Source organism: Thiorhodovibrio litoralis (assembly GCF_033954455.1).
GTDB classification, from domain to species: Bacteria; Pseudomonadota; Gammaproteobacteria; order Chromatiales; family Chromatiaceae; genus Thiorhodovibrio; species Thiorhodovibrio litoralis.
The window spans coordinates 3,684,728-3,697,914 of record NZ_CP121473.1; the positions used below are offsets into that span (position 1 = coordinate 3,684,728).

The window sequence follows — 13,187 nt, forward strand, 5'->3', positions numbered from 1 at the left end:
AAAATCGCCCATAGTAACCCGATGCCCAAGGTCATGCAGCGGATGGGGTTCGCCCCAGCAGGGCGGAACCGTTCCAGGCTAAATTAACTGGCTGTAGAAAAACTTACCCTCGATTCTGGACATTTCCTTCCGTCTGGTTCAAACTGCTGGCCATTGCTAACTGGCGAGGCGGCGCGATGAACCTGCACGAGATCACCCTGCGTCTGGTCGCCGCGGATGAAGAGCCGCGCTTCAACGCCCTGCTTGAGGAGCATCACTACCTGGGGGCTTCGGCAAAGATCGGTCACACCCTCTGGTATGTCGCCACCTGGCAGGAGCAGTGGCTGGCGTTGCTGGTGTTCAGCGCGGCCGCATGGAAGTGCGGCGCGCGCGATCGCTGGATCGGCTGGGATCGGCGCTATCAATTCGACCGGCTGCATCTGATCGCCAACAACGCCCGTTTTTTGATCCTGCCCGCGTGGCATGTGCCGAATCTCGCCTCGCGTGTGCTGGGGCTATGCGAGCGCCGGGTCAGCGCCGATTGGCCGGCGCGCTTCGGCTATCCGCTGTGGTTGCTGGAGACCTTCGTCGATCCGCGCCGGTTCGCCGGTACCTGCTATCGCGCCGCCAATTGGCTCGAGGTCGGGCAGACACGCGGGTATCGGCGCACCCGCGCCGGCTACAGCAACCGCGCCGATGGCGCCAAGCGGGTGTTTGTCCGCCCCTTGATCGCGCAGGCTCAAGCACGCTTGTCTCATCCAACACTTGATCCTGTCTATCACCATGGAGTCCCAAGACTGATGTTAAGTGCACAGCAGATGCGTTCGTTGCCCGAGTTCTTCGCCGATGTCCCGGATCCGCGCCGCAGCCAAGGCCGACGGCATCCGTTGCCGGTGGTGCTTGCCATCTCGGCCGCGGCGGTCTTGTGCGGGGCGCGCGGCTACAAGGCCATCGCTGAATGGGCGCAGGACCTCAGTCAGACCGCCCGTGCGCGTTTTGGCTGCCGCTATCGCAATGGCCGCTATGAGGTGCCCAGCCGCACCCGCATCCGCGATGTCCTCACGCGGGCGGACCCCAACGCCGTCGATCGAGCACTGCAGGGTTGGAACGCGCAGATGGCCACCGAGGACGAGGGCTTGGCCCTTGATGGCAAGACGATGTGCAACGCCATCGACGCCGAGGGAAACCAGACCCACATCCTCGGTGTCGTTGGACATGAGTCCAAGCGCTGTCACACCCAAAAAAAGTCGGCTCTCTGCCCGTCAATGGCAGCGATGAGCTGAAACGCACCCCAAAAAAACAGTGGGAGATCGGGATGGCGATCCCGGTGCTCGATTCCCTCGACCTTACCGGCAAAACCCTCACCGCCGACGCGCTCCTCACCTAACGCAAGCTCGCTGCCTACCTGGTCCAACGCGGCGCGCACTACGTTTTTATCGCCAAGGATAACCAACCGACCCTCGCGGCCGATATTCGGTTGAACTTCCAGGATCGTGGCGAACCGGACTTCCGCGAGCGCCCGGAACTCAAGCACGGGCGCATCGAAAGCCGCGCGATTTGGACCTCCACGAAGCTCAACGCGTATCTCGACTTCCCCGCTGTCGGTCAGGTCTTCGTCATTGAGCGGACCATCACGAACAAGAAGACCGGCAAGACGACCATCGAAACGGTCTACGGCCTCACTGATCACACCCCCGAGAGCGCCAGTCCCAAGCGCTTGCTGGCCTTTAACCGTAGCCACTGGGGCGTTGAAGCCCATCACTGGATCCTCGACTGGAACTGGGATGAGGATCGCTGCACGATCCGCACCGGCCATGGACCGGAAAACATGACCCGCCTGCGCCGGTTCGCCACTGGCCTGATCAAGGCGAAATCCACCGACTCCGTCTCGGCAACCATTGATAAACTCGCGCGCAAGGTTCGCCGTGTCTTCGACTATCTGGGGATGACGGCGAACTCAGTGCCACGTGCTGCTCGAGCGGCGCCTGTCAGCTAGAACGGATTTGCCGTGTCATCCAACCGATCGGGCGTTGCAATCCGGCGCGTCGCCAGCTCGGTCAGGATCGCCGCCAGATAGTCCACGCACATCACCCCGGTGGTGGTGTCGTTGATGCTGGGCGACAGGACCTTAACAGCCACGTCAACGATCTGGCGGATACCCAAGGCAACATCCTGCTCCACCGTGCGCTGGCGACTGATGACGTAGACCGCGTTGAGTCTGGCCGCCGTCGCTTGGTCCAGGTCACCCGGATCGAGCAGCGAGACCAGGGGGGTGCCCGCGATGACGAAATCCCCGACGCCGTGCTCCATCCGCCGGAGGGTGTCCTGGGTTCGGGCGATCTCCAGTGAGCCTGAGCAGACTATTTGCGGGAATCGGCCGCGATTCTGAGCAAATTCAGTGAGGGAAAACAAAAAACCCCCTCAAACAACTTGACGCAAGTTGTCCGAGAGGGCTGTCTCCGAATTTCGCCAAAAACCAGGAGACAGTCCCAGTGTGTCACGCCTTTCTTGCCGACACGAACTTTTACCAACTGCTCACCCGGATCGACGAGTCGATTGCCGAGGAAGTCCGCGCGGGCGGCTGTGACTGCGGTGGTGCGTTGCACAGCGCCCGTTATCCGCGTAAGCCCCGAGGTGTTGTGCGTGGCGTCTTGGATGAGAGCTACCAGAGCCGTCTGAGTTTCTGCTGTGCCGCGGACGGGTGCCGGCGGCGCAGCACCCCGCCTTCCGTTCGGTTTCTGGGCCGCAAGGTCTATCTCGGGGTCATCGTCGTGCTGATTTCGGCCCTGCATGACGGACTGAGCGCATCGCGTCGCCAGCGCTTGATCAAGACGCTCGGTGTCACCGTCCAAACCCTGCGGCGGTGGCAGCACTGGTGGCGTGAGCAGTTTGTGCAAACCCGCTGCTTTCGATCCTTGGCTGGTCTGTTGATGCCGCCGATCGCCACCGAGCACCTGCCAGGATCCCTGCTGGAAAAATTGAGCGCAAAAGCGTTGTCCGAGCGCGTCGTGCAACTGCTGATATTGATCGCCCCGAGCACGACAGCGACAGGCTCGCTGTAGGGCAACGCCAACCCGCAGAAGACCTCATCGCGCCGCTGGGCGGCGCCTTCTAGACTCCCGGTGATGTGTGAAACAACTGGGAGGTGAAGACGAATGTCCGATGACAACGGCCTCGGTGATCCCGATGGTTGGGCGCGGTTGCGCTTTGCCATTATTGGTCCTTTATTGGCTGATCCTGCGCCGGCGAACGCGCTGGGCGCGCGGCTGAAGGCGCTAGCGGCCAAGTCATGGCGTCATCCGGTGACTGGGCGGGCGGTCAGTTTTAGCTTTGGGACCTTGGAGCGCTGGTATTACCTCGCACGCGATGCCCAAGACCCGGTGACCGCACTGCGCCCGCGCCGGCGCAGCGATGCCGGGGAGCAGCGCGCGCTGAGTCCGCGCCTGATGGATGCGGTGCAAGCCCAGTACCGCGACTACCCCGGTTGGACGGTGCAGCTGCATTACGACAACCTCGCCGCCTTGTGCGCGGGCGATCAGACCCTGGGGCCGCTGCCCTCCTATGCCACCGTGCGCCGCTTCATGAAGCGCGCGGGCTTGCACCGCCGGCGTGTCCCGGCGCGCAAGACGCCGGGCGCTGAACAGGCCGCGCGGCGCCTGGAGGCCTGCGAGGTGCGCAGCTATGAAGCCCAGTATGTCCATGCCTTGTGGCATCTGGACTTTCATCATGGCTCGCGCAAAGTCCTCACCCGGGGTGGCGTCTGGGTCAAGCCCCTGCTGCTGGCGGTCATTGACGATCACTCCCGCCTGATCTGCCATCTGCAGTGGTACCTCGATGAGACCACCGAGACCTTGGTCCATGGCCTGGGGCAGGCGTTGCACAAGCGCGGGCTGCCGCGCGCCTTGATGAGCGATAACGGCGCGGCAATGCAGGCCGAGGAGTTCACCGCCGGATTGCACGCCCTGGGCATCCTCCATGAGCCGACCCTGCCGTACAGCCCGTATCAGAACGCCAAGCAGGAGCGCTTCTGGGCCACGCTGGAAGGCCGCCTGATGGCGATGCTCAAGGACATCGCGGAGCTGAGTCTGCCTCAGCTCAACACCCTCACTCAGGCGTGGGTGGAGCAGGAGTACCACCGCAAGGTCCACAGTGAGACCGCCGCCACGCCGCTTGCGCGTCTTCTCGATGCGCCCAACGTGGGGCGCCCCTGTCCGGACAGCGAGCAGGTCCGCGCCGCTTTTCGTTGTCGCGTCCAACGCCGTCAGCGCCGCAGCGATGGGACGCTCAGCCTGGCGGGCAAGCGCTTCGAGGTGCCGGCGCGCTTGCGTCACCTTGAGCAACTGCATATCGCTTATGCCCGCTGGGATCTGAGTGCTGTGGACGTGGTTGATCCCCACTCGGGCGCCATCCTCTGCCGCCTCTATCCCCTCGATAAAGCCGCCAATGCCTCCGGGCAGCGTCGGCGCCTTGAGCCCGCCGGCGCACCGCCACCGCCATCACAACGCGCCACGACGCTGCCACCGTTGCTGCGCGACTTGCTCGCCGAGTATGCCGCCACCGGTCTGCCGCCGGCCTATCTGCCAAAACACGATGACCTGGAATCCAGTCGATGAACAAGACCCTGCTGGCCCTCTATGGACTGAAGTTCAATCCGTTCTCCCCGGAGCTGCCGACGGCGGCACTGCATCGCAGCGCGCCGGTGGAGCAGTTTTGCTGGCGCATCGAGCAGAGCCTGATCCGCGAAGGCGGTTTTGCGCTCATTCAAGGTGATCCGGGTACCGGCAAGAGTGCGGTACTGCGCCTGCTCGATGAGCGTCTGCGCCAGCTGCCCGATATCAGCGTTGGGGCGCTCACGCATCCCAGCTCGAAGGTGGCGGACTTCTACCGCGAGATGGGCGATCTGTTCGCCGTTGACCTCAAGCCCCATAACCGCTGGGGTGGCTTCAAGATCCTGCGCGAGCGCTGGCTGGCGCATCTGGAGACGACGCTGTTGCGCCCGGTGTTGCTCATCGACGAGGCGCAGGAGATGCATCCGACGGTGCTCAATGAGCTGCGTCTGCTGACCTCCATGCAGTTCGATTCGCGCACGTTGTTGAGCGTGATCCTGGCCGGCGATGGCCGCCTGGCGACCAAGCTGCGCCGTGAGGAGTTGCTGCCGCTGGGCAGTCGTATCCGTACGCGCCTGAGTATGGAGTATGCCAGTCGCGAGGCGCTGGTCGCCTGCCTGGAGCATTTACAACACAGTGCCGGCAATGCGAGTCTGATGAGCGCAGGGCTGATGAAGACGCTCGCTGAGCATGCGTTGGGCAATTATCGCGTGCTCACGACCATGGCGGCAGAATTGCTGGCGCAGGCTGCTCGGCTCGAACGCGCGCAGCTCGATGAACAACTCTACCTTGAGGTGTTTGGTTCAGCGGCGGGCAACGCCCGCCAACGCCCGAGTGCCAGGGTGAGCCTGAGCAGACTATTTGCGGGAATCGGCCGCGATTCTGAGCAAATTCAGTGAGGGAAAACAAAAAACCCCCTCAAACAACTTGACGCAAGTTGCCCGAGAGGGCTGTCTCCGAATTTCGCCAAAAACCAGGAGACAGTCCCAGTGTGTCACGCCTTTCTTGCCGACACGAACTTTTACCACCTGCTCACCCGGATCGACGAGTCGATTGCCGAGGAAGTCCGCGCGGGCGGCTGTGACTGCGGTGGTGCGTTGCACAGCGCCCGTTATCCGCGTAAGCCCCGAGGTGTTGTGCGTGGCGTCTTGGATGAGAGCTACCAGAGCCGTCTGAGTTTCTGCTGTGCCGCGGACGGGTGCCGGCGGCGCAGCACCCCGCCTTCCGTTCGGTTTCTGGGCCGCAAGGTCTATCTCGGGGTCATCGTCGTGCTGATTTCCGCCCTGCATTGCGGGCTGAGCGCATCGCGTCGCCAGCGCTTGATCAAGACGCTCGGTGTCACCGTCCAAACCCTGCGGCGGTGGCAGCACTGGTGGCGTGAGCAGTTTGTGCAAACCCGCTGCTTTCGATCCTTGGCTGGTCTGTTGATGCCGCCGATCGCCACCGAGCACCTGCCAGGATCCCTGCTGGAAAAATTGAGCGCAAAAGCGTTGTCCGAGCGCGTCGTGCAACTGCTGATATTGATCGCCCCGAGCACGACAGCGACAGGCTCGCTGTAGGGCAACGCCAACCCGCAGAAGACCTCATCGCGCCGCTGGGCGGCGCCTTCTAGACTCCCGGTGATGTGTGAAACAACTGGGAGGTGAAGACGAATGTCCGATGACAACGGCCTCGGTGATCCCGATGGTTGGGCGCGGTTGCGCTTTGCCATTATTGGTCCTTTATTGGCTGATCCTGCGCCGGCGAACGCGCTGGGCGCGCGGCTGAAGGCGCTAGCGGCCAAGTCATGGCGTCATCCGGTGACTGGGCGGGCGGTCAGTTTTAGCTTTGGGACCTTGGAGCGCTGGTATTACCTCGCACGCGATGCCCAAGACCCGGTGACCGCACTGCGCCCGCGCCGGCGCAGCGATGCCGGGGAGCAGCGCGCGCTGAGCCCGCGCCTGATGGAGGCCGTACAGGCGCAATACCGCGACTACCCCGGTTGGACGGTGCAGCTGCATTACGACAACCTCGCCGCCTTGTGCGCGGGCGATGAAACCCTGGGGCCGCTGCCCTCCTATGCCACCGTGCGCCGCTTCATGAAGCGCGCGGGCCTGCACCGCCGGCGTGTCCCGGCGCGCAAGACACCCGGGGCCGAGCAGGCCGCGCGGCGCCTGGAGGCCTGCGAGGTGCGCAGCTATGAAGCCCAGTATGTCCATGCCTTGTGGCATCTGGACTTTCATCATGGCTCGCGCAACGTCCTCACCCGGGGTGGCGTCTGGGTCAAGCCCCTGCTGCTGGCGGTCATCGACGATCACTCGCGCCTGATCTGCCATCTGCAGTGGTACCTCGATGAGACCACCGAGACCTTGGTGCATGGTCTGGGACAGGCGTTGCACAAGCGCGGGCTGCCGCGCGCCCTGATGAGCGATAACGGCGCGGCAATGCAGGCCGAGGAATTCACCGCCGGATTGCATGCGCTGGGCATCCTCCACGAGCCGACCCTGCCGTACAGCCCGTATCAGAACGCCAAGCAGGAGCGCTTCTGGGCCACGCTGGAAGGCCGCCTGATGGCGATGCTTAAGGGGCTGGAGGAGCTGAGCCTGCAGCGGCTCAACACCCTCACTCAGGCGTGGGTGGAGCAGGAGTACCACCGCAAGGTCCACAGTGAGACCGCCGCCACGCCGCTTGCGCGTCTTCTCGATGCGCCCAACGTGGGGCGCCCCTGTCCGGACAGCGAGCAGGTCCGCGCCGCTTTTCGTTGTCGCGTCCAACGCCGTCAGCGCCGCAGCGATGGGACGCTCAGCCTGGCGGGCAAGCGCTTCGAGGTGCCGGCGCGCTTGCGTCACCTTGAGCAACTGCATATCGCTTATGCCCGCTGGGATCTGAGTGCTGTGGACGTGGTTGATCCCCACTCGGGCGCCATCCTCTGCCGCCTCTATCCCCTCGATAAAGCCGCCAATGCCTCCGGGCAGCGTCGGCGCCTTGAGCCCGCCGGCGCACCGCCACCGCCATCACAACGCGCCACGACGCTGCCACCGTTGCTGCGCGACTTGCTCGCCGAGTATGCCGCCACCGGTCTGCCGCCGGCCTATCTGCCAAAACACGATGACCTGGAATCCAGTCGATGAACAAGACCCTGCTGGCCCTCTATGGACTGAAGTTCAATCCGTTCTCCCCGGAGCTGCCGACGGCGGCACTGCATCGCAGCGCGCCGGTGGAGCAGTTTTGCTGGCGCATCGAGCAGAGCCTGATCCGCGAAGGCGGTTTTGCGCTCATTCAAGGTGATCCGGGTACCGGCAAGAGTGCGGTACTGCGCCTGCTCGATGAGCGTCTGCGCCAGCTGCCCGATATCAGCGTTGGGGCGCTCACGCATCCCAGCTCGAAGGTGGCGGACTTCTACCGCGAGATGGGCGATCTGTTCGCCGTTGACCTCAAGCCCCATAACCGCTGGGGTGGCTTCAAGATCCTGCGCGAGCGCTGGCTGGCGCATCTGGAGACGACGCTGTTGCGCCCGGTGTTGCTCATCGACGAGGCGCAGGAGATGCATCCGACGGTGCTCAATGAGCTGCGTCTGCTGACCTCCATGCAGTTCGATTCGCGCACGTTGTTGAGCGTGATCCTGGCCGGCGATGGCCGCCTGGCGACCAAGCTGCGCCGTGAGGAGTTGCTGCCGCTGGGCAGTCGTATCCGTACGCGCCTGAGTATGGAGTATGCCAGTCGCGAGGCGCTGGTCGCCTGCCTGGAGCATTTACAACACAGTGCCGGCAATGCGAGTCTGATGAGCGCAGGGCTGATGAAGACGCTCGCTGAGCATGCGTTGGGCAATTATCGCGTGCTTACGACCATGGCGGCAGAATTGCTGGCGCAGGCTGCTCGGCTCGAACGCGCGCAGCTCGATGAACAACTCTACCTTGAGGTGTTTGGTTCAGCGGCGGGCAACGCCCGCCAACGCCCGAGTGCCAGGGCGGGCGCCTGATGAGCCGCTTGAGCGCTGAGCGCCCGCACCAGGCCATGACAGCGGCAAGACACACCGCCGTGATGCTTGAGGCATGGCACGACGCTGGCATCGTGCGTGCCGATTTGGCGGTGCGCACCGCCAAGGCGACGATGCTGTGGTTCCATGATCGCTCTTTGGATCAGCTTCCGTTGGGGCTGGCCAGAGCGCGCAATGTCCAACAGGCCGATATTTATATCCGTCCAGCCCGCGGCTATCCCTGGCCAATGGTGTTTCTCGATGATGTCGCACGGCCGATGGCGCAGCGCATCGCTCGGCACTATGCGGCCCTGGTGGTGCAGACTTCGACGCTCGGGGGCTGCCACCTGTGGCTACGGCTGACCCGCGCGCTCGATGAGGCGCAGCGCTGTGATGTGCAGCGTTGGCTGATCCCGCGCGTTGGCGCCGATCCGGGCTCGGTCTCCGGTGAGCACCTCGGTCGGCTCGCCGGGATGAAGAATGCCAAGCGTGGCGGGGAGTGGGTCAATGTCCTTCGGCGACCAAGCCCGCAGGAGCGCGTCTGGGATCCAACTCCGGCCTTGCCAACGATGGCTCCGGCTCCGCCGCCAGTCGTCAACTGCGCTCCACGGGCGCGCTTATCCACCGGGGATCCGTCCGAATCCGCCCGCGAATGGGGCTGGGTCTGCGGCGCTCTTGAGGCGGGCCTTGCACCGACCACGGTCTACCAGCGCTTGCTCGAGCGCGCGTCCCCGCGTCGCGGAGCCGATGCCGAGCGCTATGCCCGCTACACCCTCGCTCGCGCCATTCGCCAGAGCGCTAGAGGCAACTGAACCCGCTGCGTCTCTCCCCCCTCAGGGGGGGAGCGTGGTTCACGATTCCGGCTTCCCGCTGTCGGCCAGTAACGGCCCCCGTGATCCCACACGCATTCCATGTCCTTCAAATGGCTTGGAAATGGGTCCCGCAATTATCGTGATTACGCTCACCAGGGCGGGCGCCTGATGAGCCGCTTGAGCGCTGAGCGCCCGCACCAGGCCATGACAGCGGCAAGACACACCGCCGTGATGCTTGAGGCATGGCACGACGCTGGCATCGTGCGTGCCGATTTGGCGGTGCGCACCGCCAAGGCGACGATGCTGTGGTTCCATGATCGCTCTTTGGATCAGCTTCCGTTGGGGCTGGCCAGAGCGCGCAATGTCCAACAGGCCGATATTTATATCCGTCCAGCCCGCGGCTATCCCTGGCCAATGGTGTTTCTCGATGATGTCGCACGGCCGATGGCGCAGCGCATCGCTCGGCACTATGCGGCCCTGGTGGTGCAGACTTCGACGCTCGGGGGCTGCCACCTGTGGCTACGGCTGACCCGCGCGCTCGATGAGGCGCAGCGCTGTGATGTGCAGCGTTGGCTGATCCCGCGCGTTGGCGCCGATCCGGGCTCGGTCTCCGGTGAGCACCTCGGTCGGCTCGCCGGGATGAAGAATGCCAAGCGTGGCGGGGAGTGGGTCAATGTCCTTCGGCGACCAAGCCCGCAGGAGCGCGTCTGGGATCCAACTCCGGCCTTGCCAACGATGGCTCCGGCTCCGCCGCCAGTCGTCAACTGCGCTCCACGGGCGCGCTTATCCACCGGGGATCCGTCCGAATCCGCCCGCGAATGGGGCTGGGTCTGCGGCGCTCTTGAGGCGGGCCTTGCACCGACCACGGTCTACCAGCGCTTGCTCGAGCGCGCGTCCCCGCGTCGCGGAGCCGATGCCGAGCGCTATGCCCGCTACACCCTCGCTCGCGCCATTCGCCAGAGCGCTAGAGGCAACTGAACCCGCTGCGTCTCTCCCCCCTCAGGGGGGAAGCGTGGTTCACGATTCCGGCTTCCCGCTGTCGGCCAGTAACGGCCCCCGTGATCCCACACGCATTCCATGTCCTTCAAATGGCTTGGAAATGGGTCCCGCAATTATCGTGATTACGCTCACTCCAGCAGCACGTCGGCGTCGAGGCTCTCGACGTAGCCGCTCTTGCTGGCCGCAACAGCCAACCAGGGCAGCGTGGCGAGCGCGCTCGCCGGGTCGCCGTCGGCGTTCTCATCGTCATCGGCTCCCAAGGCATCGGGAAACAGATGCTCCACGGCCTCGTGGGTCTCCTCTGTAGCCGTGGAAACGATGCTGGATGCCTGGATGCTGGTGGCAATGTGATGGATGAAGTGGATCAACACCGCGATGCCGAAGAAGGCGAGGATCAGGGCGACCAGGACCGCCAGCGTTGGGACGAAGACCCCTTCGTCACCCCCACGAATCGTCCGCAGAACCACCAAGCAGTAGGCAAAAATGCCGAGAAAGACGCCGAGTACCCACTGGTCGACGCGGTCGCGCATGAAGTTGCGAATGACGCGCGAACTGTACTGACTGGAGGTTAGCGAGAGGGCCACGAGGGTGATCGAGAACACCAGCCCGGCCACCGTGATCATGGAGCTGGCTGCCGGTCAGACGGCAGAGGTGATCGATCGCACCACCGGCGAAATCCGCACCGCCCAGATCTTCGTGGCGGTACTGGGGGCATCGAACGACACCTACGCCGAAGCCACCTGGACGCAGAACCTGTCGGATTGGACCGGCTCCCACGTGCGCGCCTTGGCGTTCCTCGGCGGCGTGCCGGAAGTACTGGTCCCCGACAACCTCGCCAGTGGGGTGAGCAAAGCCCATCGTTACGAGCCCGACATCAACCCCACCTACGCCGAGCTGGCCGCGCATTACGGTGTTGCGGTGGTCCCGGCCCGGGTGCGCAAGCCTCGGGATAAGGCCAAGGTCGAAGTCGGTGTGCAAGTGGTTGAACGCTGGATACTCGCCGCCCTGCGCCGGCGCACGTTTTTCTCCCTGCGCGAGCTCAATGACGCCATCGCCGAACGCCTGGCTTGGCTCAACCAGCGCCCGTTCAAAAAGCTCCCCGGCTCGCGCAAAGAGGCGTTTGAGGCCATCGACCGCCCGGCACTGCGTCCCTTACCCGCCGAGCCCTACGTCTTCGCCACCTGGAAGACAGCGCGGGTGAACATCGACTACCACGTCGAGGTTGAGGGGCATTACTACTCCGTGCCCTACGCCCTGGTGAAGAAGACCCTGGATGTGCGCTTGAGCGAGCGCACCATCGAGTGCTTCCACCGCAACCAGCGCGTCGCCAGCCATGCGCGCTCCTCCCTCAAAGGCCGTCATACCACGGTGACCGCGCACATGCCCAAGGCGCATCAGAAGTACGCCGAATGGACGCCTGAACGCCTGATTCGTTGGGCCGAGGAGACCGGACCGGCAACCGCCGCGGTAGTGGCCAACATCCTCGCCTCCCGTGCCCACCCCCAGCAGGGCTTTCGCTCCTGTTTGGGCTTGCTGCGCCTAGCCGAGCGCTACAGCCCCAAGCGCCTGGAAGCGGCCTGTGAACGCGCTCTGCGCCTGAATGCCTGCCGCTACAAACACATCGCCTCGATGCTCGAGCGCGGTCTGGATCGCCACAACCCGCCCGTTCAACAGTCCCTCGATCTGCCCAGCGCGCATGAGCATCTGCGCGGGGCGGAGTATTTCCACTAATCCCTTCCATCAACAGGAGTGATCACTCATGCTGCATCATCCAACCCTGGATAAACTCCAGCAACTGCGCCTGCATGGCATGCTCGCGGCCTTGCGCGAGCAGCGCCGGCTACAAACCCGTCTGCGCCAGGCCAAGCTCAAGCAACAGGCTTGCCTGGAGGATCTGGACCGCCACAGCCCGCGCGGGCTCGATGCGGCGCTGATGACCCAACTGGGTACCGGGCAGTGGATTCGCGAGGGGCTCAATTGCCTGATCCTCGGCCCCACCGGGGTGGGTAAGACGTGGATTGCTTGTGCCCTGGCGCAGCAGGCGTGCCGCCAGGGCTTCACCACCCGCTATCTGCGCACCCCGCGATTGTTCGAGGAGCTGCGCCTGGCGCATGCCGATGGCACCTTCCCAAAACTCATGCGTTCCCTGGCCAAGACGGATCTGATTGTGCTCGACGACTGGGGGCTGATGAGCCTGGAGGCCGAGGCCCGACGCGATTTGCTTGAACTACTCGATGACCGCCACGGCCAGCGCTCCACGCTGATCACCAGCCAGGTGCCGGTGGAGCATTGGCATGGACTGATCGGTGATCCGACGCTGGCTGACGCGATCCTTGACCGCTTACTGCATAGCGCCTATCGCCAGACCTTGAAGGGGGAGTCGCTGCGCAAACGCCGCGCACCGAACTTGACCCCTGAGACGGTGAGCGAGTAACAATAAAACCCCTGCGTCGCTTCGCTCCGACTGCCCGGCCGGATGGGCCTGGAATCGGTGGCCGGATGACGGTGGAATAGGTGGCCGGATGCTCTGGAATGCGCATGATCTGCGCTTCGCCGGGCGCCTGCACATTGCCGACCAGGGCGAGCGCAGCCGTTGAGCAAAGCGCTAAAAGTCCGACGAAGAAGAGTGCGGACCGGAAACGATTGTGGAAACAGGGTTGGAGCTTGGTCATAACATGTTGCCTTTCATAGGTCAGCACCATGTCCTTCTCGGCTCGTGTGTATTAGGGGGGGAAGCTGGCCTTGGGCCTAGGACGCACTACGATGAATAGATGATAGCATCTGTCCGGACCGGTCAATTGACTGAGCGTCCCATTTCGCTTGACTCAGCGTCCC

13 protein-coding genes and 1 pseudogene are annotated in these 13,187 nt (G+C 64.0%); 12 read left to right on the forward strand and 2 right to left on the reverse strand.

The features are described from left to right. Nucleotides 1-176: 176 nt before the first annotated feature. Together Thiosp_RS16570 and Thiosp_RS16575 are read left to right on the forward strand one after the other, a co-directional pair. The gene (locus Thiosp_RS16570) at nt 177-1,262 is read left to right on the forward strand and encodes a Druantia anti-phage system protein DruA (RefSeq protein ID WP_323696510.1); all 1,086 of its coding nucleotides are present in this window, start codon (nt 177-179) and stop codon (nt 1,260-1,262) included. Between the two features lie 152 nt (nt 1,263-1,414). Further along, the gene (locus Thiosp_RS16575; protein WP_323697126.1) at nt 1,415-1,975 is read left to right on the forward strand and encodes an ISAs1 family transposase; all 561 of its coding nucleotides are present in this window, start codon (nt 1,415-1,417) and stop codon (nt 1,973-1,975) included. Here Thiosp_RS16575 and Thiosp_RS16580 read toward each other — a convergent pair. Next, complete coding sequence (locus tag Thiosp_RS16580) at nt 1,972-2,391, reverse strand: DUF2254 family protein (protein ID WP_323696557.1); 420 nt, start codon at nt 2,389-2,391, stop codon at nt 1,972-1,974. The genes Thiosp_RS16575 and Thiosp_RS16580 overlap by 4 nt on opposite strands. A gap of 80 nt (nt 2,392-2,471) precedes the next feature. Here Thiosp_RS16580 and Thiosp_RS16585 point away from each other — a divergent pair, with 80 nt between their 5' ends. From Thiosp_RS16585 to Thiosp_RS16620, 8 genes are all read left to right on the forward strand, one after another. Then, nucleotides 2,472-3,041 carry a hypothetical protein gene (locus Thiosp_RS16585; RefSeq protein WP_323696558.1) on the forward strand — a complete coding sequence of 190 codons (570 nt, stop codon included), beginning with the start codon at nt 2,472-2,474 and terminating at the stop codon, nt 3,039-3,041. A gap of 93 nt (nt 3,042-3,134) precedes the next feature. Continuing rightward, the gene (locus Thiosp_RS16590; RefSeq protein WP_323696559.1) at nt 3,135-4,592 is read left to right on the forward strand and encodes a DDE-type integrase/transposase/recombinase; all 1,458 of its coding nucleotides are present in this window, start codon (nt 3,135-3,137) and stop codon (nt 4,590-4,592) included. After that, on the forward strand, nt 4,589-5,485 hold the full coding sequence (locus Thiosp_RS16595; RefSeq protein ID WP_201066823.1) for an ExeA family protein: 897 nt from the start codon (nt 4,589-4,591) through the stop codon (nt 5,483-5,485). The genes Thiosp_RS16590 and Thiosp_RS16595 overlap by 4 nt, the downstream gene beginning before the upstream one ends. A 90-nt stretch (nt 5,486-5,575) precedes the next feature. After that, nucleotides 5,576-6,145 (forward strand): hypothetical protein, encoded by a 570-nt coding sequence (locus tag Thiosp_RS16600; protein ID WP_323696484.1) that lies wholly within the window; start codon nt 5,576-5,578, stop codon nt 6,143-6,145. 93 nt (nt 6,146-6,238) lie between these two features. Continuing rightward, a complete protein-coding gene (locus tag Thiosp_RS16605) occupies nt 6,239-7,696 on the forward strand; it encodes a DDE-type integrase/transposase/recombinase (protein ID WP_323696457.1) in 1,458 nt (485 codons plus the stop codon). Further along, the gene (locus tag Thiosp_RS16610) at nt 7,693-8,544 is read left to right on the forward strand and encodes an ExeA family protein (protein ID WP_323696456.1); all 852 of its coding nucleotides are present in this window, start codon (nt 7,693-7,695) and stop codon (nt 8,542-8,544) included. The genes Thiosp_RS16605 and Thiosp_RS16610 overlap by 4 nt, the downstream gene beginning before the upstream one ends. After that, entirely contained in the window at nt 8,544-9,353 is an 810-nt protein-coding gene (locus Thiosp_RS16615; protein WP_323696455.1) for a DNA-primase RepB domain-containing protein, read from the forward strand. The genes Thiosp_RS16610 and Thiosp_RS16615 overlap by 1 nt, the downstream gene beginning before the upstream one ends. Before the next feature lie 168 nt (nt 9,354-9,521). Continuing rightward, the gene (locus Thiosp_RS16620) at nt 9,522-10,331 is read left to right on the forward strand and encodes a DNA-primase RepB domain-containing protein (RefSeq protein WP_323696455.1); all 810 of its coding nucleotides are present in this window, start codon (nt 9,522-9,524) and stop codon (nt 10,329-10,331) included. Between the two features lie 149 nt (nt 10,332-10,480). Here Thiosp_RS16620 and Thiosp_RS16625 read toward each other — a convergent pair whose 3' ends face one another. After that, a complete protein-coding gene (locus Thiosp_RS16625; protein WP_201067299.1) occupies nt 10,481-10,975 on the reverse strand; it encodes a DUF2254 family protein in 495 nt (164 codons plus the stop codon). Nucleotides 10,976-10,985: 10 nt separating this feature from the next. Here Thiosp_RS16625 and istA point away from each other — a divergent pair. After that, nucleotides 10,986-12,083: pseudogene (gene istA, locus Thiosp_RS16630) on the forward strand (IS21 family transposase); the annotation flags it as partial. A 28-nt stretch (nt 12,084-12,111) separates the two neighbouring features. After that, on the forward strand, nt 12,112-12,786 hold the full coding sequence (gene istB / locus Thiosp_RS16635) for an IS21-like element helper ATPase IstB (RefSeq protein ID WP_323696560.1): 675 nt from the start codon (nt 12,112-12,114) through the stop codon (nt 12,784-12,786). The last annotated feature ends 401 nt before the right edge of the window (nt 12,787-13,187 follow it).

Excerpts from the sequence above, each read along its gene's own strand:
- Thiosp_RS16570 (WP_323696510.1), top strand. The coding sequence starts at position 177 with ATGAACCTGCACGAGATCACCCTGCGTCTGGTCGCCGCGGATGAAGAG.
- Thiosp_RS16590 (WP_323696559.1), top strand. The coding sequence starts at position 3,135 with ATGTCCGATGACAACGGCCTCGGTGATCCCGATGGTTGGGCGCGGTTG.
- Thiosp_RS16595 (WP_201066823.1), top strand. The coding sequence starts at position 4,589 with ATGAACAAGACCCTGCTGGCCCTCTATGGACTGAAGTTCAATCCGTTC.
- Thiosp_RS16605 (WP_323696457.1), top strand. The coding sequence starts at position 6,239 with ATGTCCGATGACAACGGCCTCGGTGATCCCGATGGTTGGGCGCGGTTG.
- Thiosp_RS16610 (WP_323696456.1), top strand. The coding sequence starts at position 7,693 with ATGAACAAGACCCTGCTGGCCCTCTATGGACTGAAGTTCAATCCGTTC.
- Thiosp_RS16615 (WP_323696455.1), top strand. The coding sequence starts at position 8,544 with ATGAGCCGCTTGAGCGCTGAGCGCCCGCACCAGGCCATGACAGCGGCA.
- Thiosp_RS16620 (WP_323696455.1), top strand. The coding sequence starts at position 9,522 with ATGAGCCGCTTGAGCGCTGAGCGCCCGCACCAGGCCATGACAGCGGCA.
- Thiosp_RS16625 (WP_201067299.1), bottom strand. The coding sequence starts at position 10,975 with ATGATCACGGTGGCCGGGCTGGTGTTCTCGATCACCCTCGTGGCCCTC.
- istB (WP_323696560.1), top strand. The coding sequence starts at position 12,112 with ATGCTGCATCATCCAACCCTGGATAAACTCCAGCAACTGCGCCTGCAT.